Source organism: Bradyrhizobium sp. sGM-13 (assembly GCF_018398875.1).
GTDB lineage: Bacteria > Pseudomonadota > Alphaproteobacteria > Rhizobiales > Xanthobacteraceae > Bradyrhizobium.
Genome location: NZ_JAGWDK010000006.1, coordinates 106515 through 128256 on the forward strand (window position 1 = coordinate 106515; position 21742 = coordinate 128256).

Below are 21742 nucleotides of genomic sequence, written 5' to 3' on the forward strand. Positions count from 1 at the left end.
CGTGCTGCTGGTTCTGCAATTTTGCTGCTTCGGCGTGTGGGCGATGACAGTTCCGCTTCGTGGCGCGGTTGTGGCGCAAGGTGTCATAAAGGTTCATTCGAAGCGCAAGGCAGTCCAGCATCTTGAGGGAGGAATAGTAAAGTCGGTTCACGTCAGGGAAAACGATCAGGTCACGGCCGGCCAACTGATCGCCCGGCTCGATACCACCCAGATCGAAGCAGCCCTCGGCTCGCTTGAGACGAAATACTTTGCAGTTCTGGCGATGGAGGCGCGGCTGGCGGCGGAAGAGGCCGGCGCGAAATCGATCACCTTTCCCGACGAACTGAAGAGAAGCGCGAGCCATGCGTCCGCGCGCATTGCCATGCAAACCCAGGAGGGCGAGTTTGCGGCGCGGCTGGCCGCAATCGAGAATGAACGCAAAATGATCGATCAGCAGATGCTGCAGTTGACGGACTCTATCCGAGGCCTCGAAAGCAGCACCAAGGGTGTCGAGCAACAACTTGCGCTATTACGAGAGGAGATAGCTGACACAAGCTACCTCCTTACAAAGGGCCTCGCCCGAAAGCCACGCCTGTTAGCCTTGAAACGAGCCGAGGCCGAGTCGAGCGGACAGATTGACCGCAACGCAGCGTCGGTTGCGGAGAAGCGGGGCAAAATGGCGGAACTTGAGGACAGGCGCCGACAGTTGGGCTTCAACCAGAATCAGGAAATCGCGAAGCAGCGTCATGCGGCGAGCGAGGAGATCGGTGATCTCCGACATCGAATTGCCGCTCTGCGCAATCAACTTGGACGGTCTGAATTGCGTGCCCCCGAGAGCGGAAAGATCGTGGGCCTCAACAGCCGGGACCTTAGAGCCGTGCTTGCACCCCGCGAAACGTTCCTCGAAATCGTTCCGACGGAGGACCGGCTTGTCATCGAGGCAGCATTGAAACCAATCGATCGGGAAGAGGTCCATGCCGGACAGGCTGCGCGCGTCCGGGTTCACGCATTGAACATCCGTCGTCGGCCCATGCTCGACGGAAAGGTCGTCGCTGTAGCGGCAGACGCACTGACCGACGCCAAGAGTGGCATTACGTCTTACATGGCGGAACTGGAACTTGACATCAACGCGCCGACCGCCTCGTATTTCTCTTCGTTACTGCCGGGAATGCCCGTTGAGATATTTATCGAGACGGGAGAAAGAACCTTTGCGGAATATTTACTGCAGCCAATGGAACTGCGTATCAACCGCGCGTTTAAGGAGCACTAAGCCGTCGGCATGAGCTCGACGGCATCTTGTTGCGGGAGGCGCCCGTGCATGAGAATGGCAAAACGCTACCCTCCAGGCAGGGTGGATTTCGCTTCAATGACGCTGAGCGCGGCGAGCCTCTTCAGTACGCCGAAGGTCATCAGATAGGAGGGCCTGCGGAGCAAGGCCCAGACCAGCGCGCGATGGAATATTTCGGCAAGGCTGTTGCCGAACTTTTCGAGTGCAGCAGTTGCTACGTCGCGGCCATGTCTCACACCGGATCGGAGCTTAAAGAGGTCCGAATCGGACACGCCGCAATCGATCCCTCATGCACCATGACCGTCGCCCGAATTGCCCGCAAGGGCGCCGGGACAGATTGCGCCTTTCTCGAACCTGTCAACGCACGCACCACGTTTGTGCGGAAACTGATCGGCTCCGAGCCAGGAACAAACGGTCATTCCGTCATCGGCAGATTTGCCTCTCGCGACAGATCTACCGTAGTGTTTGTCGCGGGATGGCGGCAGGCTGCGCTAGTTCGGGCCGAAATTCCGTGTCTCGCGCGTGCCGTACGTGCGGTTTGGGGGACGGCTCATTCCCTCGTGCAGCGTTCACCCAATCGATATCCGGACGCAGAAATCTGGCTGGAAAACCTGGCATTCCCTGCGTTCATCGTGGACGAAGGCCTGCATATTCACGAGGTCAATCGCTGTGGTCGAGCGCTATCTGCAAAGGGCGAACTGCTCAGGGTGGATGGTGACCGGCTCGCAGGGTCCAGCAGACTGGTAACCGAGCGTTTGAGGATGGCAGTCCGCGAGGCGTTGATTCCCAGGCCCGGGCAGGTTTGGCTGAACACAACTGTGCCTCTTTCTACGGAGCGTCAGCAGTTTGCCTTCGCCAAGATCGGGGCCGCGCCAACACATTGCGACATGGGGAAAGCATTGGTCATCGTGCCGCAATTCGATGAAGTGCTGGGAGCACACCGTATTGCAACCGCCTTCGGCTTGAACTGGGCCGAAGAGAGAATCATCGCTCGGATCCTTCAATTCCAGTGTCCACGTGATATCGGCGCCGACCTTCGATTGACCGAGGCGACTGTAAGAACCTACACCAAGCGCATCATGCTCAAGTTGGGGATCAATCGACAGGCCGAGTTCTTTCTGCTCTATAATCTCACGCAGTCCCCATTCGGGGCCGGCAGGCGCGAAAAGGCCGTCGCGCCGACGTCACCGGATTGCCAGTTGCTTTGTGCGGCTGATAAGCGGCCCCCGAACTGATGCGCCGGCTATTGCCATGGTCCAGGACTTCATGCGCCGTGTGACTTCTTATCGAGCCTTTGCCATGGCGGCGGCACTGGGTTTTTCTTCCAATGCGATCGCCGAGAGCATTCAGTTGAGTATGCCAATCGCGTGCGAACCCGGCCGGACCTGCTACATCCAGAATTACACCGATGTCGATCCGTCGGGGTCAGCGCGAGACTATAAATGCGGCACCCTGACGTATGACCGCCACAACGGGACGGACTTTCGCTTGCCGTCGCTGGCGTCGCAAAAGGCCGGCGTGGAAGTGCTGGCTGCCGCAAGTGGCCGCGTGCTTCGCACGCGAGACGGCGCGCCAGACGGCGCCCTTGGCAAGTCTGCGCCCGAAACTGTTCGCGACGTCGAATGTGGCAACGGCGTTGTGATCGAACACCCGGAACATTGGGAAACCCAATATTGTCACATGGCTCGGGGCAGCCTCGTGGTAAAGCCCGGAGAGGCAGTCAAAGCTGGGCAGCCGCTTGGCCGGGTCGGTCTCTCGGGGCTGACCGAATATCCTCATCTGCATTTCACGGTCAGGCATAAGGGAGCGGTCGTAGATCCCTTCGCATATGGTGCTGCTTCCGGCTCCTGCGGGGGCGGCGAACTGCTGTGGCATCCGGCACTTCACGCGCAACTTGCTTATCAGGAGCGAACTATTCTGAACGCCGGCTTCGCGAACGGTCCGGTGACAATGGAGCTTGTCGAGGATGGAAGCGCGGGCATGGAAAAGCCGTCTGCCAGCGCGGCGGCAATTGTCGCTTTCGTTCGCGTCATTGGCCTGAAGGCGGGCGACGTACAACGGCTCGTCATCGAGAATCCAACCGGAAAGGCCATCGCCGAAAATCGAGCCGCGCAACTTGAGAGCAACAAGGCGCAATTCATGCTGTTTACCGGCAGAAAGCGTCCGGCGACGGGCTGGGAGCGCGGCACTTACAAGGCCACATATGTCGTGGAGCGCGACGGTCGGATCGTTCTGGAGAGAGAACTGGAACTTACCCTCTAGGGACCAGTCTTCGGAGCATCTGGTTTGAGTCGGCGGACACGACGCCGACAATCCCGAGCACCCTGATTGCCGTCTTGCCTTCGCCCGGCCGGATCGCCTGGCGGCCGGGAGCATCAAAAGCGCCTGGTTGGTTGCCGGAACGGCCTCATCCCGCTATAGGGCGTGCAGAGGTAAAAGCCATGGCCGATATGCGATTGATCGTAGCGGGGGCCGGCGGCCGGATGGGCCGCGCGCTGGTGCGCGTCATTTCGGAAACGCCGGGTGCGGTGCTGGCCGGGGCGCTGGAAGCGCCGGGCTCGGAACTTCTGGGCAAGGATGCCGGCGTGCTCGCCGGCGTGCCAGCCAACGGGGTCGAATTGTCGGCGGACCTCTGGACACTGTCCGCCAATGCCGACGGCATTCTGGACTTCACCGTGCCCGCCGCCACCATCGCCAATGTTGCGATCGCCGCCCAACGCGGCCTGATCCACATCGTCGGAACCACCGGCCTGTCAGTATCAGACATGGCGGTCATCAAGAGCGTCACCTCGCGTGCGGTGGTGGTGCAGTCCGGCAATATGAGCCTCGGCGTCAATCTGCTCGCCGCGCTGGTCAAGCGTGTCGCGCAGTCGCTGGACGAAAGCTTTGACATCGAAATCGTCGAGATGCACCACAAGGCCAAGATCGACGCGCCCTCGGGCACGGCCTTCCTGCTCGGTGAAGCTGCCGCCGCCGGTCGCGGCGTCGACCTGCACGCCCGCTCCGCGCGTGGCCGCGACGGCCATACCGGCGCCCGCCGACCCGGCGATATCGGCTTCGCTTCGCTTCGCGGCGGCACCGTCACCGGCGATCACTCCGTGATCTTCGCAGGTCCGATGGAGCGGATCGAACTGACCCACCGCGCCGAGGACCGGACCATGTTCGCGCAGGGCGCGATCAAGGCGGCGCTGTGGGCGCGGGGCAAGGCGCCCGGCTTCTACACGATGACCGACGTGCTGGGGCTCGCCGACTTCTAACCATCGAAAAACGGAATCTTGGAATGAGCGATCGTCTTCTCGTGCTCGTGCGGCACGGCCAGAGCGACTGGAATTTGAAGAACCTGTTCACCGGCTGGAAGGATCCCGACCTCTCCGAACTCGGTGTATCGGAAGCGAAAGAGGCCGGCCGCAAGCTGAAGGCGCAGGGACTGACGTTCGATGTCGCCTTTACCTCGGTGCTGAAGCGGGCGCAGCGCACGCTCGACCTGGCGCTGGCCGAGATCGGCCAGACCGGATTGCCGACCAAATGCGATCTGGCGCTCAACGAACGCGATTACGGCGATCTTTCGGGACTCAACAAGGATGACGCCCGCAAGAAATGGGGCGAGGAGCAGGTCTTGATCTGGCGCCGTTCCTATGACGTGCCGCCGCCCGGCGGTGAAAGCCTCAAGGACACACTGGCGCGCGCGCTGCCGTATTACGTGCAGGAGATTCTGCCTGGCGTGCTGCGCGGCGAGCGCACGCTGGTCGCCGCCCACGGCAACTCGTTGCGCGCGCTCATCATGGTGCTGGAGAAGTTGACGCCCGAGCAGATCTTGAAGCGCGAACTCGCGACCGGCGCGCCGGTGATCTACCGGCTCAATGCCGATTCGACGGTGGCGTCGAAGCTCGATCTGGCGGCGTGAGTTAAGATTGTAGGGTGGGCAAAGCGAAGCGTGCCCACCACTTCAGTCGCCGTCGAGAATAGATGGTGGGCACGTCGCTACGCTCCTTTGCCCACCTACGGATTTCGGGATTAGTGCAATCCTACCTGCCCCGCTTCCCAGCCGAGCATCGCCTGCTTGCGGGTGATGCCCCAGTGATAGCCGGTGAGCGCGCCGCCTTTGCCGAGGGCGCGATGGCAGGGCACCACGAACGACACCGGGTTGCGGCCGACCGCGGCGCCGACCGCGCGCGAGGCTTTCGGGCTTTTGATCTTGGTGGCGATGTCGGAATAACAGACCGCGCGGCCCATCGGGATCTTCAATAGCGTCTCCCACACCCGCACCTCGAAATCGGTGCCGATCAGCACCACGCGCAGCGGCTGGTCCGGCCGCCACAGCCGCGTGTCGAAGATGCGTTGCGCGAGGCCGACGGTGCCGTCATGGTCCTCGACATAGGTCGCATTCGGCCAGCGCCGCTTCATGTCGGCGAACGCTGTCGGCTCGTCGCCGGGGTCGGCGAAGGCGAGCCCCGCAAGGCCTCGCTCGCTCGCGATCACGATGGCCGTGCCGAATGGCGAAGCATGGAACCCGTAACTCAGCGTCATGCCGGCGCCGCCGTTCTTCCATTCGCCCGGCGACATCGCTTCATGGGTGACGAAGAGATCATGTAGCCGGCCCGGGCCGGACAGCCCCGAGTCGAGCGCGGCATCGAGCACGCTCGCGGAATCGCGCAACAAGCCCTTCGCATGGTCCAGAGTGAGCGCCTGCATAAACGCCTTCGGCGTCAGCCCCGCCCAGCGGCGGAATAGATGGTGCAGTTCGTCCGGCGTCACGGCGGCGGCATCCGCCATCGCCTCGATGGTCGGCTGCGTCCGCCACTGTTCCGAAATGAACGCGATGGCCCGGCGCACCGAGTCATAGTCGCGCAGCGCGGCGCTCTGGTGGCCCGGCTTGGCCAGGCGCTGGTCATGTATGGCTGATATCATCATGGGGTCTGATTTAGGGCGCATGCGGCCTCCAAAACCACCCGATTTCTGACAAGCACCTCAAGCCACCGGATTATAGGTCGGCCCGCGCTTGGCGACCTGTAGTGCGGCCAATAAGGCTTTGGCAAAGCTGGCTTTTTCGTCGGGTCCCAGAACTTGGCCGATCGACACCCGGTGGCCGCGGGTGACCAGGTAAAGCCGCTCGATGCCGAATTCCGGGTCGCCGGTCTGCTCTAATTGCACCCAGAGCGGATTGCACGACCATTCCATCAGATGGCCGCGATGGCTGACCCGCCGGACGCGCAACTCCGTTGGCGTCACCATGATGTCCTCGGTGGCATCAGCGCTGCGAAAATTGACCCGGAACGCCCAGTAGATCACCAGCACATCAAGGCCGAAAAAGCCGACCACTGGCCAGGCGCCCATCAGCATAAATGCGATGCCGGCGACAAAGCTCACGCCGCCGATGAAAATCATCAGCACCAAAAAGCCGGTGCGGTTCAGCGAGCGATGCGGCGTCACCCGCGCCGAAAACAGCGTCGGCTGATCAAGCGTCGGATCAAAGTCGTTGCTTGCGGTCATCGCGTATCAGTATATCCCCGATCATGGCCAAAATCATCCGCGCTTCCAACGCCAAGACCAATGTTCCGTCCGTGCCGAAGAAGCCGACGAAGAGGGGCGCCAAAGCGGTGCCCAAGGCGAAGAAATCGCCGAAGCCAAAACCCTGGACACCGGCCGAGATCCACGAGGCCTTCAGCCGATTTCGCAAGGCCAATCCGGAGCCGAAGGGCGAGCTCGAACATCTCAACCCTTACACGCTGCTGGTGGCGGTGGTGCTGTCGGCGCAGGCGACCGACGCCGGCGTCAACAAGGCGACGCGCGCGCTGTTTGCGGTGGCCGATACGCCGGAGAAGATGCTGGCGCTCGGCGAAGACAAGGTACGCGACTACATCAGGACCATCGGGCTCTATCGCAACAAGGCGAAAAACGTCATCGCGCTATCGCAAAAGCTGATTGATGAATTCGGCGGCGAGGTGCCGCGCACCCGCGCGGAAATCGAATCGCTGCCCGGCGCCGGGCGCAAGACCGCTAACGTCGTGCTTAACATGGCCTATGGCGAACACACCATGGCAGTCGATACGCATGTGTTCCGCGTCGGCAACCGTACTGGTCTCGCATCCGGCAACTCGCCGCTCGCGGTGGAGCTAGGGCTGGAAAAGGTGATCCCGCCGGAATTCATGCGGCACGCCCATCACTGGCTGATCCTGCACGGGCGCTATACCTGCCTCGCCCGCAAGCCGCGCTGCGAAGTATGCTTGATCAACGATCTGTGCCGGTGGCCGGAAAAGACGGTGTGAGTCCCTTCTCCCTCTCCCGCGAAGAGCGGGAGAGGGAGGAGATTACACCACCGGCATGCCCGGCTTGCGCGCGGGCTCGATCAACTCCGGCCGCGGGCCCGATAACCGCTTGTGCATGTGGACCATGAAGGCCATGCCGAATAGCGGCGTCGCCAGATTGACGATCGGGATCGACACAAACGCCGCGATGAATAGGCCCGCGGTGAACACGGTCGCCGCGTGGTCCTTGCGCATCGCCTTGGCTTCCGTCGGCGGGCGAAAGCGCATCGCGGCAAGTTCGAAATACTCGCGGCCCAAAAGCCACGCCGTTGCGATGAAGAAGATCAGGAAGCCCGCGCCTGCGAACAGCACGAAGGGCAACGCAATCAGGTAGACCAGAATGGTGAGCAGCGCCGTCTTGATGCCCTCGGGAATGGCGATGCCGAGCGGCAGCGCGTCGCCGGGACGCTCGGCTGGATAGTGCTCGCGCTCGACATGCTCGGCGACGTCATCGACGAACACGCTCGCAACCAGCGAGGTGACCGCCGGCATCAGGAAGATCCCGCCGAGCACGACGCCAAGGCCGGCCGCGATCGAGATGATCCAGGAAAGGATATTGAGCGACGTGTGGAAGCCCGGGCCGAGCATCGCCTCGGCCCAGACTTCGCCGTACTCAGCGAACCAGCTCAATGCGCGCTGCAAGCCGACGGCCAGCACCGTAATCAGCACCAGCGCCAGCCCGATCGAGCGCCACAGGATGGTGCGCATCGGCGGCGACAGGATCTGCGAAAGCGCCTTGACGGCGGCGTCCAACATGGCGGTTCTGCCTCTTGTGAAAAAGCCCTCGCGAGAGGTAGATAGCCGCAAGGGCTTCGGCAAGAGCCTGCCGGTGCCTGGGGGAGAGACTGCCATCAAAAACAGCGCCGCAAGAGGCTGCCATGACTCGTGTTGAGGAAATCTATCCCGACAACAAGATCGTGCTGCGCGAGGTCGGCTTGCGCGATGGGCTGCAGCTCGTGAAGACATTTCCGTCCACATCCGCCAAGCAGCGCTGGATTCGCGATGAGTATGCCGCGGGTGTGCGCCATTTCGAGGTCGGCTCGTTCCTGCCGGCAAAGACGTTTCCGCAATTCGCCGATGTGCGCGACATCATCGGGACCGTGGCGTCGCTGCCCGGCGCCTACGGCATCGCGCTGACGCTGAACGAGCGCGGCGTCAACGAGGCGCTGGCGTCTGGCGTGGCCGAAGTCGCTTCGGTGGTTCGGCTACTGAAGAACACAGCCAGGCCAACGCCAACCGGTCGCGGGTGTCAGCGATCGCCAACGTCAGGCGGCTCTGCGAATTGCGCGACGCCAGCGCGCACAGACCGGTGGTGAACGCCGCGATTTCGATGGCGCTGGGCTGTTCGATCGTAGGTCCCGTAGACCCTGCCGAAGTGCTGCGGCTGACGGAAAAGCTGTTCGAGGCCGGCGTCGACATGGTCGCGATCGCTGACACGGTCGGCTATGCCGGGCCGAATCAGGTCGGCGAACTGGTCGCGGGCGCGGTGAAGATCGCCGGAGGAAAGCCGATCTGTATTCACCTGCATGACACGCGCGGCATGGGAATCGCCAACGCTTCCGCCGCGCTCGATGCCGGCGCGCGCGTGCTCGATGGATCGCTCGGCGGCCTCGGTGGTTGCCCGTTCGCGCCGGGCGCGACCGGCAACGTGGTGTTCGAGGATCTGGTGTTTCTGTGCGAGAGCAAGGGATTTGCCACAGGCATCGATATTGAAAGGTTGATCGCGGTGCGCGGCATTCTGAAATCGGAAATGCCGGATGAGACGCTGTATGGCGGTCTGGCACGCGCCGGATTGCCGCGCGGGAAGGCGGCGTGATCTAGCGCCCACCCGCCGCAAGTATGGACCCCGGAACAGCATCGCATCCTGGGAAACGCATGACGCAGCTACAGCCGCGTCAACCGCAATCGCAGCGCGTTGCCGACGACGCTGACCGACGATAGCGCCATCGCCGCCGCCGCGATGATCGGTGACAGCAAGAGGCCGAACGCCGGATAGAGAATGCCGGCGGCGATCGGGATGCCGGCGGCGTTGTAGATGAAGGCGAAGAACAGGTTCTGCCTGATATTGCGCATGGTCGCCTGCGACAGCCGGCGGGCGCGGACAATGCCGCCGAGGTCGCCCTTCAGCAACGTGACGCCGGCGCTTTCCATCGCAACATCCGTTCCCGTGCCCATCGCAATGCCGACTTCGGCTGCGGCGAGCGCCGGCGCGTCGTTGACGCCGTCGCCGGCCATCGCAACGATCTTGCCGGCCTTCTGCAGTTTTGCGACCACCGCGCTCTTTTGATCGGGCAGTACTTCCGCCTCGACCTCGGTGATACCAAGGCTGCGTGCGACGGCGTTCGCCGTGGTTTTGTTGTCGCCGGTCAGCATGATGACCTTGATGCCGTCCGCCGCCAGTGCCTTCAGGGCGTCAGGTGTCGACGCCTTCACGGGATCGGCGATCGCTAACAATCCCGCAAGCTTGCCATCAACCGCCATGTTGATCACCGTCGCGCCGTCGCCGCGCAGACGTTCGCCCTGTTCGTTCAACGCGCTGGCATCGATGTCGAGGGACCGCAGGAAGTTGGCGTTGCCGAGCACGATGGTCTTGCCGTCGACCTTGCCGGTGGCGCCCTTGCCGGTCGGCGAATCGAATGCCTCGACCGTGCCGAGATCGAGATTGCGTTCTTTGGCCGCCCGCACGATGGCGTCGGCAAGCGGGTGTTCGCTGGCCCGCTCGACGCTCGCCGCCAGCCGCAGAATTTCTGCCTCTTCAAATCCCACGGCCGTCACGATGGTGACCACCTTCGGCTTGCCCTCGGTCAGCGTGCCCGTTTTGTCGACAACCAGCGTGTCGACCTTTTCCATGCGCTCCAGCGCCTCGGCGTTCTTGATCAGAACGCCGGCCTGGGCGCCGTGACCGACACCGACCATGATCGACATCGGCGTGGCGAGGCCGAGCGCGCAGGGGCAGGCGATGATGAGGACGCTGACGGCCGCGACTAGGCCAAATGCCATGCGCGGCTCCGGTCCGAACCAAGCCCAGGCGCCGAATGCGATCAGCGCCACGGCGATGACAACGGGCACGAACCAGCCGGAAACCTGATCGGCCAGCCGCTGGATCGGCGCACGGGAGCGCTGCGCATCCGCCACCATTTTCACGATCTGGGACAGCAGCGTATCGCGGCCAACCTTGTCGGCGCGCATGACGAAGCCGCCGGACTGGTTCAGCGTGCCGGCGATGACCTTGCTGCCAGGCTCCTTGGTGACCGGCATGGATTCGCCCGTCACTAGCGCTTCGTCGAGCGAGGAGCGGCCTTCGAGGATGATGCCGTCGACCGGCACCTTCTCGCCCGGCCGGACCCGCAGCTTGTCGCCCACCGCCAACGCGTCGATCTCGACCTCATGATCGGTGCCGTCGTCGCCGATGCGGCGCGCGGTCTTCGGCGCAAGCTGCAGCAGCGCCTTGATTGCGCCTGACGTCGCTTCGCGGGCGCGGAGTTCGAGCACCTGGCCCAGCAGCACCAGCACGGTGATAACCGCCGCCGCTTCGAAATAGATCGCGACCGCACCGCCATGGCCGCGGAAGGTGGCCGGGAAAATGCCGGGCGCAACGGTGCCGACCACGCTGTAGGCATAGGCTACGCCGGTGCCCATCGCGATCAGCGTGAACATATTGAGATGGCGCGTCACCAGCGACTGCCAGCCGCGTACGAAGAATGGCCAGCCGGCCCAGAGCACGACCGGGGTGGCGAATGCTAGCTGAATCCAGTTCGACAGCGTCTGGTCGACCCAGCCATGTCCGCCGACGAGGTGGCCGCCCATTTCGAGGACGACGGCCGGCAGGGAAAGCACGAGGCCGATCCAGAAGCGGCGCGTCATGTCGGCGAGTTCCGGATTGGGCGCCGTATCGAGGCTTGCTACCTCCGGCTCCAGCGCCATGCCGCAGATCGGGCAGCTTCCGGGGCCGACTTGGCGGATCTCCGGGTGCATCGGGCAGGTGTAGATCGTGCCCTCCGGCACGGCGGCCTTCGGTGCCTTGTCCTTCTCGAGATAAGCGATCGGATCGGCGACGAATTTGGTGCGGCAGCCGGCCGAGCAGAAATGAAAGGTCTCGCCGTAATGGTCGAAGCGGTGCTTGCTGATCGCGGGGTCGACGGTCATGCCGCAGACGGGATCGCGAACGGTAGCCGTACCGGCGGCTTGATGGCCGTGGTGGCTGTGACTGGCGTGGCCATGCCCGCCGCAGCAGGCGCGCCTGGAAGCGCCGTTTCGATCGGCGTTTTCATTGTTGTTCATCATCATCTCCGGCTTGAAACCTATACCCTGTAGGGGTATATAGGCCGCATGCGAAAAGACATCAAGGCATCCTGTCAGAAGCGTCTCAGCCGGATCGAGGGCCAGGTCCGCGGCCTGTCACGAATGGTTGATGAGGACCGTTACTGCATCGACATCGTCACCCAGATCTCCGCCGTCCGGGCCGCGCTGCGGCGTGTCGAGGAGGAGGTCTTGCGGGATCACGTGGCGCACTGCGTCGAGCACGCCATCACCAGCGGCAACAAGGCCGACCAGCGCGAAAAGATCGCTGAACTGATGGACGTGATCGGGCGCTCCGACCGGTAGCATCGTGGCAATGGTCTCGTGAGATGGGTCGGCGAGTATTGCTTCCGAGCCAACCGCGCGCCCTGATCCAGATCAGTGTCAGTCGTGCCGGTGCGTGTGCCTGCGCGCCCGCGGCTTCTTGTTCGAACCAGTCGGGATCATCACCACGCGGCCATAGCGTACGCCGCGTTCGGCGATGATGTGATCGGCCAGGTGCCGGACCTCGCCGCTTGCACCCTTGAGCGCCGTCACCTCCATGCAAGAAGCGTCGTCGAGATGCACATGCAGCGTCGCCAGCGACAGATCGTGATGGCCGTGGAAATTCTGCACCAGCCGCTTTGAGAGGTCGCGCGCGGCGTGATCGTAGACGTAGACCAGTGCGGCGACGCATTGGCCCGCCGGCGTGGCGTTCTCGGCGCTTTGCTGCAGGCCAGCGCGGGCGAGATCGCGGATGATCTCGGAACGGTTCTGATAGCCGCGCGCTTCCGCGGCCGCGTCGATCTCGGCGAGCAGTTCGTCTTCGATCGTGATCGTAATCCGTTGCATGGAAAATTCCGTTCTTGCTCCAGTATGACATTCCTATTGTATCGTCATACTGCGCTTGCTAGCGTGATGCGCCGGTTAAGTCGAACTGATGCGGTCGCGCGCCGATTGTAGCAGTTATCATGCAGGGGCATGAGCGTTGCGTCGATCTGCTTGGGGGGCATTTTCCGCCGCCGCATCACTGCTCGCGATGGTGTCGCCGGCGAACGCGCAGAACGTCGCTGCCGCAGAGGCCGACCGGCTTCCCGCTGTGACTATAGATCCTCCCGAAGCGCGGCCGCGCGACCGGGCCAAGCTGCCGCGCGCTCGCCAAGCCGCCCGAAATTCCTCCGCCGTTCAGCCGAGCGCACCTGTTCTGCTGCCGGTCAGTGGTGGCGTGACGTCCGGCTCCGCAACGGCGGGGCCGGCATACCTGCAACCGACTTCAGCCAGCGCCATGACGATCAGCGGCACGGAGCTGAACGCCCGGCCTTTTTCGCGCGTTGGCGAGGCGCTGGAGGTGGTGCCCGGGCTGATCGTTACCCAGCATTCCGGCGAGGGCAAAGCCAACCAGTATTTTCTGCGCGGCTTCAATCTCGATCACGGCACCGATCTCGCCATCAGCGTCGACGGCATGCCGGTCAACATGCCGAGCCACGGTCACGGCCAGGGCTATGCCGATATCAATTTTCTGATTCCGGAGCTGGTGCAGTCCGTCAGTGTCCGCAAGGGACCGTGCTTCGCCGACCAAGGCGACTTCGCGTCCGCGGGCGCTGTCGCCGTCGACTATTTCAATGGGCTGCCGAAGAACATCACTGAGCTGACGTTCGGCAGTTTTGGCCATCGCCGCGCGCTGGCAGCGGCGTCGACGGCGGTCGGGGCGGGCGCCTTGCTCAGCGCGTTCGAGGGCGTCGCACATAATGGTCCATGGGACGTACCCGACAATGTGCGCAAGCTCAATGGCGTGTTGCGCTACAGCCAGGGCACCGCGACCGACGGCTTTACGCTGTCGGCAATGGCCTATTCGAACGGCTGGAGTTCGACCGACCAGGTGGCGCAGCGCGCGATCGACCAGGGCGTGATCGGCCGGTTCGGAACGCTCGATCCGACCGATGGCGGCGTCTCGAGCCGGTTCTCGCTGTCGAGCAACTGGGCGCAGTCGAGCGAATACGGACAGAGCAAGGTCAACGCCTATGTGATCAACTCGTCGCTGCGGCTCTACAACAACTTCACCTATTTTCTCGACGATCCCGTCGATGGCGATCAGTTCAGCCAGATGGACGGACGCACGATCTATGGCCTTAACGCCAGCCACGCCCTCGATGCACGCGTGGGCGGGATCGAAACGCAGACCCGCATCGGATTGCAGACGCGCAGCGATGATATCCGTGTCGGCCTATTCAAGACGTTGCAGCGCGAGACGCTTTCGACTGTTCGCGAAGACAGCGTGAGGGAAGGCAATGTCGGCCTGTGGGCCGACACGACGGGGCGCTGGACCGATTGGCTGCGCACCACGGTCGGCATCCGCGAGGATTATTTTGCGGGAAGGGTGCTGAGCGATACGCCGCAAAATTCCGGTAACGCGCAGGCGTCGATGGCGAGCCCCAAGGCCGGATTCGTGCTGGGGCCATGGTATCGAACCGAGTTCTACGGCAATGCGGGCTACGGCCTGCACTCTAACGATATCAGAGGCGCAACCATCACCGTCGATCCGATCGACAAAGTGACGCCGCAAGATCGCGTGCCGCTGCTGGTGCGATCGAAGGGCGGCGAGATCGGCATCCGCACCAAAGCTATTGAAGGTCTCACCAGCTCGCTTGCGGTGTTCGTGCTGGATTTCGATTCCGAGCTGCTGTTCGTCGGCGATGCCGGCACCACCGAACCGAGCCGGCCCAGCCGGCGCGTCGGCGTGGAATGGACCAACCAATATCAAATGCTGCCGTGGATGCGGCTCGACTTCGATGTCGCCTACACCCGCGCCCGCTTCACCGATCCCGATTCCGCCGGCAACTTCATCCCGGGCGCGCCGGCATGGGTCGCGAGCGGCGGTCTGACATTTGGCGGCGAGGCCGGCTGGTTCGGCGCGCTGCGGGGACGCTATTTCGGCCCACGTCCCCTGATCGAGGACGACAGCGTCCGCTCGCAGTCATCGCTGATCTTCAATGCACGCGCGGGCTACAAGTTCGACAACGGCCTGCGGCTACAGCTCGACGTGCTCAATCTTTTCGACGCGAAGACCAACCAGATCGAGTACTACTACCTGTCGCGACTGCCGGGCGAGCCGATCGATGGCGTGGCGGATCGTCATGTGCATCCGGCGGAGCCATTGGCGGTGAGGCTGACGCTGGCAGGAAGATTTTAGACTGCAGGGTGGGCAAGGCGTCAGCGTGCCCACCATTCGTGACGCGGTGTAGGTCGCTGGTGGGCACGCTTCGCTTTGCCCACCCTACAAGTTCGTGCTTTTGCGCCACCGGCTCCGGCCTGCGCGGCCTCATGCGGCGCTCCGGCGGGCGGACCGGGACGTATTCGACGGCGAGATAATGTTCCGACACCGTGACGCGTTCGACCATCGTCGCAACAATCATTTCTTCAGCCGCAGCCGGAAGCGGCGTCTCTTCGTCAATCTCTTCAGGAACAAGCGGCGGCGACTTGACCTCTGGAAACACACCGAATTGGCCCGCTACCTCCGGGAGCGGCTTCTGCTTGTCGGCCCAGTGCAGGGCCGTGTAGTCGAAGCCGTGCACGATGGTGGGTTTGACGACTTCGAAATAGGGCGAGATGTCGAAATCGCGAGGCATGTAGAGCGAGGAATCACGGATATGCAGGATTTCGCGCCGGGCCTTTCGCGAGGCAGCGCGGGTAATCTTGGGCAGGATCGGATAGCGCACGGCGTCGAAGGCTTGCGCGATCAGCGCCGAGCAGATGATTTTGGTGGGATCGCCGGAGCCGAACGCGATCATGCGCCGCCGCCATCGCTGCGGTATCGGCAACGGAATTAGATAGCGCATCAAATCGACGATGTTCTTGGTGTCGTAGCCGAAGCCGATCCGGTTGATGGCGTAGCGGCACACCGTGGTGCGGTCCTCGTAGGACAGGCCGACCGGGCGGCAGATGCGGGTGTGATAGGGAAAATATTTCGACAGCGGCGCCGAGGTGACGCCCTCGCCGATATTGGCCTCGATCAGCACATGCGGCTCGCCGTCGGGCTCGGTGGCGCCGTCAACCGGACCGACATAGAGCGCGCCATGCGACCAGGTCGACTGCGTGAGGTATTTGATGATGCCGGAGATCCGGTTGTTGCCTTCGACGAGCAGCACATCGCCGGGCTCGATGACGCCGCGCAAATGTTCGGGGTCGCTGGGCGTGAACGGCTCATAGCCCGGGACTTCCTTCTGCAGGTAGCCCGCAATCAACTGGCCGATAGTGTCGAGCATTACGCCCATGAAACTCCCCCAGAGCGGCTTTTCTTCCGCTTTTTTTGTTTCCTTATCATGGTCGCAAGCCGTTTCAATTTAGTTCATGCGGGATGCCGGTCAATCATGATTGATTTACCATGAGTGTTGCTGCGTCACGTGAGATGCTGCACAGTTCGCTAGCTGTTCTCGCGTCCTTCAGGTCCCGGAAACCATGACATGACATTGACCCGCCGCGCCTTTTTGTCGGCGTCTGCAGGCCTGGCGGCGGTTCCGGGCCTTTTCGGTGCACGTGCGGGGGCCGCGCCCTTGCCGCGGGACGCCGACATCGTGGTGATCGGCGCAGGCGCGGCCGGCATTGCTGCGGCGCGACGGATCATGGCGGCGAACCGCAGGGTGATCGTGGTGGAGGCGGCAAGCCAGATCGGCGGCCGCTGTCAAACCGACGTTTCGACTTTCGACGTACCGTTCGACCGCGGCGCGCGCTGGATGCACAATCCCGAGACCAATCCGATGATCAAGCTGGCGCGGGCGGCCGGGCTCGAGATCACAAGCGCGCCATCGGGCCAGAAGATCCGCATCGGTCGCCGCAATGCCCGAGCCGGCGAGACCGAAGAGTTTCTGGCGGCGCTGGTGCGCGCCAACCGCGCCATCGACGACGCCGCGCGGCGGTTCGATGTTTCCTGTGCTTCCGTGCTGCCGAAGGATCTCGGCGTCTGGGCGGGCACGGCGGAATTCGTGCTGGGGGCCAGCTTCTCCGGCAAGGATCTGAACGACGTCTCGGTCGGCGACAAGTCGCGCGCGCAGGACCGCAACATCGCGATCGGCTGCCGCCAAGGACTGGGCACGCTAATCGCAAAACTCGGCGAGCAGGTGCCGGTGGCACTGTCGACGCCCGCCAATCGCATCGTCTGGAGCAACCGCGACGTTATGGTGGAAACACCTGCCGGAAAGATCGTCGCCCGCGCTGCCGTCGTCACGGTGTCGAGCAACGTGCTGGCGGCGGGCAATATCAAGTTTGCGCCCGAAATTCCGAAGCGCATGCTCGACGCCGCTTCGAAGCTCAGTCTCGGCAGCTACGACCGGATCGCCCTGCAGATGGCGGGCAATCCGCTCGGCCTCGCCCGTGACGATGTCATCATCGAGCAGAGCAACTCGACCAAGACGGCGCTGATATCAGCCAATATCGGCGGCTCGTCGCTCTGCACCCTCGATGTCGGCGGCTCGTTCGGCCGCGATCTTTCCGCGCAGGGCGAGAAGGCCATGGTGGCGTTTGCGGTGGAATGGCTGACGAAGCTGTACGGCAGCGAGGCGGCCGCCGCGGTGACGAAATCGAGCGCGACGCGCTGGAACGCCGCGCCGTTCACGCTCGGCGCGATGTCAGCGGCCGGTCCTGGCGGGCAGTCGTCACGAAAGGTTCTGACCGATCCGATTGGCTGCATGTATCTCGCGGGCGAGGCGACCCATGAAACGCTGTGGGGAACGATCGACGGCGCCTGGGAAAGCGGCGAACGCGCGGCAGAGGCGGCCCTGCGACGGATCGGTGCGTTGAAGGACTCCGAACCGGAGGCGCGGCCGGCGAAGCAGCGGCGGCGCGCACCATCTCCGAGCAACTGATGGCCCGTCCCAAAGCACTGATCTCCTGGTCGAGCGGCAAGGATTCAGCCTTTGCGCTGCATGAAGTGTTGCGCGCGGGAGAATTCGAGGTGGTCGGCGCGCTGACCACGGTGACCGAGACGTTCGGCCGCGTCTCGATCCATGGCGTGCGGCAGGAAATCTTGCAGGCGCAATGCGAGGCCGCCGGCCTGCCGCAGCGGATCGTGGTAATTCCCTATCCCTGTCCGAACGAGATCTACGAGGCGCGCATGGGTGAGGCGGTCGCGCAAGCGGTTGCCGATGGTGTCACGCATATGATCTTCGGCGATCTGTTCCTGGCTGACATCCGCGCCTATCGCGAACAGAAGCTGGCAGGCACCGGAATTACGCCGGTGTTTCCGCTCTGGCAGCGGCCAACGCCGGAACTCGCGCGAGCGATGATTGCAAGCGGGCTCGAAGCCCATATCGCGACCGTCGATCTGAAGAAGCTGTCGGCGGAATTTGCCGGTCGCAAATTCGACGCAACGCTGCTCGCCGACTTGCCGGACGGTATCGATCCCTGCGGCGAGAACGGCGAGTTTCACACCTGTGTCGTGGCAGGGCCGATGTTTTCGCGACGACTTGCGGTGATGACCGGAGAGTGCGTCCCGCGCGACGGATATGCGTATTGCGATCTGGTGATGGATAATGAATCCGTCGTCCCGGCCAAGCGAAGCGCGAGCCGGGACCCATAGCCACAGTTGCTAGTGCTGTAGCACGCTGGGGCTACATCCAATTCGAATCGCGAACGCCTGTGGTTATGGGTCCCTGCTTTCGCAGGGACGACGGTGACGTCACCGCAGCACTCCATCCAGCGCCGGCAGGCCGAAGACGACCGCGGCCGCGATCAGCGCGTAACTTCGAGCGGAATACGGCTTCGCTAGCCTTGCCGAACAGCGACGCGCCGAACCAGACGCCGATGCCGTAGACGGGGCCGACCACCAGCGCGAACTTGATCGCATCCATCGTGATCAGTCCGGTCGCCGCGTAACTCACGGCGGAGAAGAAATCCGAGGCGCCGAAGAACAGCACGATGTTGGCTCGGGCAATCACGGACGGAATCGGGCGGCCGAGCCAGTAGCCGACGATCGGTGGGCCGCCGGTCTGGGCAAGGCCACTGCAAAAGCCCGACAGCCCGCCGATGCCGATCGAGACCGCCACGTGGTCCTTGCCGCGGTAACGCCAGCCCGAGAGCAGCAGCAACAGCAATGCGAACACGAAGACGGAAATGATCCAGCGCGTCGTCACCGGCTCTAACCGGCTCAGGAAATAGGTGCCGAGCGGCACGCCGATCAGCGCACCCACCACTATGACCGCAGTCGCCTTGCGGTCAGCCTTCTCCCAGGCATTCGGCAGCAGCGGCGCGGCGGCGACGAAATCGATGATCAGCAGCAGCGCGGCAACCAGCCGCGGGTCGGCAATCGAGCTGGCCAGCGGCATGAAGATCAGCGCCGAGCCAAAGCCGGAAAAGCCCCGCGCCGTGCCCGACATCAAGGCGACGGCGCAAATCGCGATTGCGGCGTTGAGGCTGATGTCGGAAGGGATGAGCCCGAGAGGGTTCATCCCCGCAACGTGCCGCCGGTCTTCTTCGTCACCTCGGCCACAATCTTCGCCGCTACGGCGTCGATCTCCTGATCCGTCAGCGTCTTCTCGCGCGGCTGGATCGTCACGGCGATCGCGATCGACTTTTTGGCCGGGTCAATGCCCTTGCCTTCATAGACATCGAATACGGCTACGTCCGTGATCAGCTTCTTGTCCGCGCCTTGCGCCGCGCGCACGATGTCGCCGGCCTTGACGGCGCGATCGACGATGAAGGCAAAATCGCGCGATACCGGCTGGAACGCGGAGAGCTCTAGCAGCGGCTTGGCGCGGGTTGGCTTCTTCTTGGCGTCGGGAATGCGGTCAAGGATCACCTCGAATGCGATCATCGGGCCATCGGCGCCGAGCACCTCCAGCGCGCGCGGATGCAGCTCGCCGAAATAGCCGAGCACGTTCTGCGGCCCGATCTGGATCGTGCCGGAACGACCCGGATGCAGCCACGCAGGTCCCCCGGGAACGATCTGCAGCGCCTGCATTGGCGCGCCGGCCGCCGCGAGCACCGCGAACGCATCGGCCTTGGCGTCGAGCGCGTCTGCTGTGACCGAGCCGGACCAATGCCGGCCCATGCCGTTCGACGACGCAAAGCCGTGGCGCACGCCGGAGGCTGCAACCAGTTGATCTCCCGGCTTGTCGCCGGCAAAGACCTGTCCGACTTCGAACAGTGCCAGATCCGGAACACCGCGGTTGATATTCGCCTGCGCCGCCGTGGCCAGACCAGGCAGCAGGCTCGGCCGCATGTCGGACATATCCGCCGCGATCGGATTGGCCAGCGACAGCTCGGGGTGGCCGCGGCGGTTCGCCAGTGCATGGTCAGGCAAAGCGCTGGGCGGATCGCGATCGAACATCTCAGCATGCGGCTTGGAGATGAACGACCACGTCACGGCCTCCACCATGCCGCGTGTGGCCAGCGCGCGCTTGGCGCGGCGGGTGCGGGACTGAATCGTGGTCAGCACCGGCTTGCGCGCTTCGTCGCCGCGCTCGAACGGCGCCATCGGCACCTTGTCGACGCCGACGATGCGGACGATTTCCTCGACGATGTCGGCCTTGCCGTGCACGTCGGTGCGCCAGGAGGGAACGGCGACCTTCACGACCGGGCCGTTGCCGGCGACGATGAAGCCGAGATGGCCAAGGATGCGCCGCATCTCGACCAACGGCACCTCAATGCCAGCCAGGCGTTTGACCTCGCTCAGCGGAAAATCGATGATGCGGTCGTCGCCGAACGCATTGCCGACGACGAAAGTCTCCGACGGCGTGCCGCCGCAGAGCTCCATCACCATTTTGGTCGCAAGCTCGAGCCCCGGCACCATGAAGGCCGGATCGACGCCGCGCTCGAAGCGGTAGCGCGCATCCGAATTGATGCCGAGCTTGCGTCCGGTTTGCGCGATGTTGATCGCATTCCACAGCGCCGATTCGATCAGCACGTCTGATGTATTCTCGTCGCAGCCGGAAGTCTCGCCACCCATGATGCCGGCGAGCGATTCAACGCCATGCTCATCCGATATCACGCAGATCGTGGGATCGAGCGTGTAGGTGCGGCCGTCGAGCGCCAGCAGGCTCTCGCCTTCTTTGGCGCGGCGCACGGTGAGATTGCCGGTCACCTTCCTGGCGTCGAACACATGCAGCGGCCGGGCCCGGTCGTAGGTCATGAAGTTGGTGATGTCGACCAGTGCATTGATCGGCCGCAGCCCGATCGCGGTCAGCCGCTTCTGCAGCCATTCCGGCGAAGGACCGTTCTTGACGCCGCGCACCAGCCGCAGCGCGAAGCCCGGACACAGCATCGCATCTTCGACCGTCACTTTCACCGGGCAGGGGAATTCGCCCTTCACCGGCCTGATGCCGGGGTCGATCAGCTTGCCCATATCGGCGGCAGAAAGGTCGCGCGCGATGCCGTGCACACCGGTGCAGTCCTGCCGGTTCGGCGTGAGATTGATTTCGAGCACGGGATCGCCAAGCCCGGCCCATTCGGCATAGCCCTTGCCGATCGGTGCATCGGCCGGCAGCTCCATGATGCCGTCATGGTCTTCGGAAAGCTGCAGCTCCGCCGCTGAGCACAGCATGCCGCGGCTCTCGACGCCCCTGATGGTGCCGACGCCGAGCGTGATGTTCTTGCCCGGGATGAACGTGCCGGGCGGCGAGAATACGCTGATAAGCCCAGCGCGCGCATTCGGCGCGCCGCAGACCACCTGCACCGGGGCAGCACCATTGCCGGTATCGACCATGCAGACCCGCAGACGGTCGGCATTGGGATGCTGCTCGGCCGAGATCACCCGCGCGATAGAGAATGGCGCGAGCGCCTTCGCCTTGTCCTCGATGCTCTCGACCTCGAGCCCGATCATGGTGAGCTTGTCGGCAAGCTTTTCCAGCGGCTCGTCGGTGTCGAGATGTTCCTTCAACCAGGAGAGCGTGAATTTCATTGT

General features: G+C 63.5%; 17 protein-coding genes and 2 pseudogenes. 11 read left to right on the top strand and 8 right to left on the bottom strand.

The window, feature by feature from the left end; all coding sequences use genetic code 11:
• The first annotated feature begins 1 nt into the window (after nucleotide 1).
• From KJQ96_RS11100 to KJQ96_RS11120, 5 genes are all read left to right on the top strand, one after another.
• Nucleotides 2-1249 (top strand): HlyD family type I secretion periplasmic adaptor subunit, encoded by a 1248-nt coding sequence (locus tag KJQ96_RS11100; protein ID WP_309142398.1) that lies wholly within the window; start codon nucleotides 2-4, stop codon nucleotides 1247-1249.
• 44 nt (nucleotides 1250-1293) lie between these two features.
• The gene (locus KJQ96_RS11105) at nucleotides 1294-2502 is read left to right on the top strand and encodes a helix-turn-helix transcriptional regulator (protein ID WP_309142399.1); all 1209 of its coding nucleotides are present in this window, start codon (nucleotides 1294-1296) and stop codon (nucleotides 2500-2502) included.
• A gap of 16 nt (nucleotides 2503-2518) precedes the next feature.
• Complete coding sequence (locus KJQ96_RS11110; RefSeq protein WP_249733939.1) at nucleotides 2519-3529, top strand: M23 family metallopeptidase; 1011 nt, start codon at nucleotides 2519-2521, stop codon at nucleotides 3527-3529.
• 179 nt (nucleotides 3530-3708) lie between these two features.
• On the top strand, nucleotides 3709-4524 hold the full coding sequence (gene dapB / locus KJQ96_RS11115; RefSeq protein WP_213286667.1) for a 4-hydroxy-tetrahydrodipicolinate reductase: 816 nt from the start codon (nucleotides 3709-3711) through the stop codon (nucleotides 4522-4524).
• Between the two features lie 23 nt (nucleotides 4525-4547).
• Complete coding sequence (locus KJQ96_RS11120) at nucleotides 4548-5171, top strand: 2,3-bisphosphoglycerate-dependent phosphoglycerate mutase (protein WP_065746367.1); 624 nt, start codon at nucleotides 4548-4550, stop codon at nucleotides 5169-5171.
• Nucleotides 5172-5281: 110 nt separating this feature from the next.
• Here KJQ96_RS11120 and KJQ96_RS11125 read toward each other — a convergent pair whose 3' ends face one another.
• Both KJQ96_RS11125 and KJQ96_RS11130 read right to left on the bottom strand, forming a co-directional pair.
• Nucleotides 5282-6178, bottom strand: a complete 897-nt coding sequence (locus KJQ96_RS11125) for a bifunctional helix-turn-helix domain-containing protein/methylated-DNA--[protein]-cysteine S-methyltransferase (RefSeq protein WP_213286838.1) — start codon at nucleotides 6176-6178, stop codon at nucleotides 5282-5284.
• A gap of 57 nt (nucleotides 6179-6235) precedes the next feature.
• Nucleotides 6236-6757 carry a DUF2244 domain-containing protein gene (locus KJQ96_RS11130; protein ID WP_213286668.1) on the bottom strand — a complete coding sequence of 174 codons (522 nt, stop codon included), beginning with the start codon at nucleotides 6755-6757 and terminating at the stop codon, nucleotides 6236-6238.
• Between the two features lie 23 nt (nucleotides 6758-6780).
• On the opposite strand from KJQ96_RS11130, the gene nth reads away from it, so the two are divergent.
• A complete protein-coding gene (gene nth / locus KJQ96_RS11135) occupies nucleotides 6781-7533 on the top strand; it encodes an endonuclease III (RefSeq protein ID WP_213286669.1) in 753 nt (250 codons plus the stop codon).
• A 42-nt stretch (nucleotides 7534-7575) separates the two neighbouring features.
• Here the strand turns inward: nth and KJQ96_RS11140 are convergent, their stop codons facing one another.
• Nucleotides 7576-8328, bottom strand: a complete 753-nt coding sequence (locus tag KJQ96_RS11140; protein WP_213286670.1) for a sulfate transporter family protein — start codon at nucleotides 8326-8328, stop codon at nucleotides 7576-7578.
• 313 nt (nucleotides 8329-8641) lie between these two features.
• On the opposite strand from KJQ96_RS11140, the gene KJQ96_RS11145 reads away from it, so the two are divergent.
• Nucleotides 8642-9388 (top strand): hypothetical protein, encoded by a 747-nt coding sequence (locus KJQ96_RS11145; RefSeq protein ID WP_213286839.1) that lies wholly within the window; start codon nucleotides 8642-8644, stop codon nucleotides 9386-9388.
• A 68-nt stretch (nucleotides 9389-9456) separates the two neighbouring features.
• Here KJQ96_RS11145 and KJQ96_RS11150 read toward each other — a convergent pair whose 3' ends face one another.
• Nucleotides 9457-11853, bottom strand: a complete 2397-nt coding sequence (locus KJQ96_RS11150) for a heavy metal translocating P-type ATPase (protein ID WP_213286671.1) — start codon at nucleotides 11851-11853, stop codon at nucleotides 9457-9459.
• Between the two features lie 48 nt (nucleotides 11854-11901).
• On the opposite strand from KJQ96_RS11150, the gene KJQ96_RS11155 reads away from it, so the two are divergent.
• Entirely contained in the window at nucleotides 11902-12177 is a 276-nt protein-coding gene (locus KJQ96_RS11155) for a metal-sensitive transcriptional regulator (protein WP_057844804.1), read from the top strand.
• A gap of 78 nt (nucleotides 12178-12255) precedes the next feature.
• Here KJQ96_RS11155 and nikR read toward each other — a convergent pair whose 3' ends face one another.
• Complete coding sequence (gene nikR / locus KJQ96_RS11160; RefSeq protein WP_213286672.1) at nucleotides 12256-12702, bottom strand: nickel-responsive transcriptional regulator NikR; 447 nt, start codon at nucleotides 12700-12702, stop codon at nucleotides 12256-12258.
• A gap of 187 nt (nucleotides 12703-12889) precedes the next feature.
• Here nikR and KJQ96_RS11165 point away from each other — a divergent pair, with 187 nt between their 5' ends.
• Nucleotides 12890-15040 carry a TonB-dependent receptor gene (locus tag KJQ96_RS11165; protein ID WP_213286840.1) on the top strand — a complete coding sequence of 717 codons (2151 nt, stop codon included), beginning with the start codon at nucleotides 12890-12892 and terminating at the stop codon, nucleotides 15038-15040.
• A 243-nt stretch (nucleotides 15041-15283) separates the two neighbouring features.
• Here KJQ96_RS11165 and KJQ96_RS11170 read toward each other — a convergent pair.
• A pseudogene (locus KJQ96_RS11170) lies at nucleotides 15284-16121 on the bottom strand (YiiX/YebB-like N1pC/P60 family cysteine hydrolase); the annotation flags it as partial.
• A 189-nt stretch (nucleotides 16122-16310) separates the two neighbouring features.
• Between KJQ96_RS11170 and KJQ96_RS11175 the strand changes: the two are divergent.
• Complete coding sequence (locus KJQ96_RS11175; protein WP_213286673.1) at nucleotides 16311-17708, top strand: NAD(P)/FAD-dependent oxidoreductase; 1398 nt, start codon at nucleotides 16311-16313, stop codon at nucleotides 17706-17708.
• A complete protein-coding gene (locus KJQ96_RS11180; protein WP_213286674.1) occupies nucleotides 17708-18421 on the top strand; it encodes an adenine nucleotide alpha hydrolase in 714 nt (237 codons plus the stop codon). Before KJQ96_RS11175 ends, KJQ96_RS11180 begins: the two co-directional genes overlap by 1 nt.
• Before the next feature lie 99 nt (nucleotides 18422-18520).
• Here KJQ96_RS11180 and KJQ96_RS11185 read toward each other — a convergent pair.
• Nucleotides 18521-19289 (bottom strand): annotated as a pseudogene (locus tag KJQ96_RS11185) (sulfite exporter TauE/SafE family protein).
• Nucleotides 19286-21739, bottom strand: a complete 2454-nt coding sequence (gene pheT, locus KJQ96_RS11190; protein WP_213286675.1) for a phenylalanine--tRNA ligase subunit beta — start codon at nucleotides 21737-21739, stop codon at nucleotides 19286-19288. Before pheT ends, KJQ96_RS11185 begins: the two are co-directional and overlap by 4 nt.
• Nucleotides 21740-21742 lie beyond the last annotated feature (3 nt).